Consider the following 2,097-nt stretch of genomic DNA (forward strand, 5'->3'; position numbering starts at 1 on the left):
ACGACGCTTACCGAGACTCCAGTGACGCAACCCCACTCTCGATGTCCCTGCCACTGCCTCGTGGCCAGCATGCCTCTGCCGCCGTCACGGGCTTTTTTGAGGCGTTGCTGCCGGAGCAGGGAGCTGCCCGGGCGCGCCTCGAACTCGAGGCGGGTGTATCCCGTGCCAATGTTCTCGGATTGCTGAGATACGTGGGACGCGATCTCCCCGGCGCGGTCAGCGTTTTCGCCGAAGGCGACCACATGCCCACCGAAGGCGGATTACTGCCTCTCACAGAGCGTGAGTTGGCCGCGCGCATTGCCGATCTTCGCCGGTCGGCTTCCCCTGGAGGTATGCCGCTTGGCGAGCACGGTCAGTGGTCGCTTGCGGGCGCGCAGGCCAAGGTGGCCTGCCGAGCCACTGAAGCGAACCTTGCCGTGACGACCGGGCCTGACAAACCAGCCCGAGAGCCACGATTACATCGGCATGTTAGACCTGGCTGACGTCCAAAGGAATACCGGGACCAAAGGTGGTCGACACGGCGGCCTTCTGGATGTAGCGGCCCTTGGAGCTTGCGGGCTTCACGCGATTGATTTCTTCCAACGCAGTGGTGAAGTTTTCCAACAGCTGCTCTTCGGTGAAGCTTGCTTTACCGATCACGAAGTGCATGTTGGCGTGCTTGTCGATGCGGAACTCGATACGTCCACCCTTGATGTCATTAACGGCTTTTGCCACATCTGGTGTGACGGTGCCGGTCTTGGGGTTTGGCATAAGGCCACGGGGACCCAGAACCTTACCCAGCTTTCCGACCTGACCCATGAGCTCTGGGGTGGACACGGCGGAATCGAACGACGTGTAGCCCTCGGCAACTTTTTCGATCAGTTCAGTGCCACCCACTTCGTCAGCACCGGCTTCTTTCGCTGCTTCCGCAGCGGCGCCGGTGGCAAACACGATGACGCGGGCAGTCTTTCCGGTGCCGTTTGGCAACGAGACCGTACCGCGGACCATTTGGTCGGCTTTTCTGGAGTCAAGACCCATTTTGAGGGCCACCTCAACGGTGGAGTCGGTCTTTGCTGAACCGGACTGTTTCGCCAGAGCCACTGCCTCTTTGGGTGAGTAGAAGTGGCCGGGGGTGAGAAGCTCTTTTGCTTTCTTGTATTGCTTGGAGTGTGCCTTTTGTGCGTCTTCCTTTACTTCGACGTGCGGTGTCGCGAGCCTGGCTGGCTCTCCCGCGAAAAAAGATGGTGGGGTTGTTGGTGAGCCGACTTAACCGACGGTGATGCCCATACTGCGGGCAGTTCCTTCGATGATCTTGGCGGCAGCCTCAATGTCGTTGGCGTTTAGATCCTGCTGCTTCATTTCGGCGATCTCTCGCACCTGAGCAGGAGTGATGTTGGCCACTTTGTCGGTGTGGGGGACTCCAGAGCCCTTCTTCACACCGGCAGCTTTCTTAATCAACTCCGCCGCAGGCGGAGTTTTGGTAATAAAGCTGAACGAGCGGTCCTCATAGACGGTGATTTCCACCGGAATGACGTTTCCCCGCTGGGATTCTGTTGCGTCGTTGTAGGCCTTGCAAAACTCCATAATGTTGACGCCGTGTTGACCAAGGGCCGGACCCACGGGTGGGGCAGGGTTGGCTTGGCCAGCCTGGATCTGGAGCTTAATCAGCCCAGCAACTTTCTTCTGTGCCATCTGTTTCCTCTTCTTGTTCGTGTGTAAGTTTCCTCACACGCTCCCGACAGTAAAGCGTGTCTTTACTGCGGTGGTCTGTGGTGTTCCATCACACGCGGTGTCACACCGCATGAAATGCTGTACGTCTAAAGCTTGGCGACCTGGTCGAAGCCAAGCTCAACTGGGGTTTCACGCTCAAACAGCGACACCAAAGCAGTAAGTTTACCGCTCTCAGGCTTGATTTCGCTAATGGTGCCAGGAAGACCCGCGAACGACCCTTCCTTAATGGTGATCGTTTCACCAATTTCGAAGTCCACTTCAGCAGGCAGCATCCTGGACACCGGGCCACCGGCAGTGTGAACAGCACCCTTTGCAGCTGGGGCTTCCGCCACCTGAACGGTGGATTTCAACATCTCAAACGCCTCTTCGAAGCGAAGAGGCGTGGGG

General features: G+C 58.0%; 3 protein-coding genes and 1 pseudogene. 1 reads left to right on the forward strand and 3 read right to left on the reverse strand.

Translation table 11 applies throughout. From position 1 onward, the window contains the following. Positions 1-482, forward strand: a 482-nt coding sequence (locus RI518_RS07775; protein ID WP_310689810.1) for a HipA N-terminal domain-containing protein, incomplete at its 5' end; no start/stop codon positions are given. On the opposite strand, the pseudogene rplA reads toward RI518_RS07775, so the two are convergent. From rplA to RI518_RS07790, 3 genes and pseudogenes are all read right to left on the reverse strand, one after another. Further along, positions 469-1,146, reverse strand: a pseudogene (gene rplA / locus RI518_RS07780) (50S ribosomal protein L1); the annotation flags it as partial. The gene RI518_RS07775 and the pseudogene rplA overlap by 14 nt on opposite strands. Positions 1,147-1,245: 99 nt before the next feature. Beyond that, positions 1,246-1,671 (reverse strand): 50S ribosomal protein L11, encoded by a 426-nt coding sequence (gene rplK, locus RI518_RS07785; RefSeq protein ID WP_104914128.1) that lies wholly within the window; start codon positions 1,669-1,671, stop codon positions 1,246-1,248. A 125-nt stretch (positions 1,672-1,796) separates the two neighbouring features. Next, a partial coding sequence (locus RI518_RS07790) for a transcription termination/antitermination protein NusG (protein WP_397428169.1) occupies positions 1,797-2,097 on the reverse strand: 301 nt, incomplete at its 5' end.

Source organism: Pontimonas sp., assembly GCF_031581085.1.
Classification (GTDB): Bacteria; Actinomycetota; Actinomycetes; order Actinomycetales; family Microbacteriaceae; genus Pontimonas.

What these genes read in the sequence shown, in the direction of transcription:
- rplK (WP_104914128.1), bottom strand. Translation starts at nt 1,671, where the DNA reads ATGGCACAGAAGAAAGTTGCTGGGCTGATTAAGCTCCAGATCCAGGCT.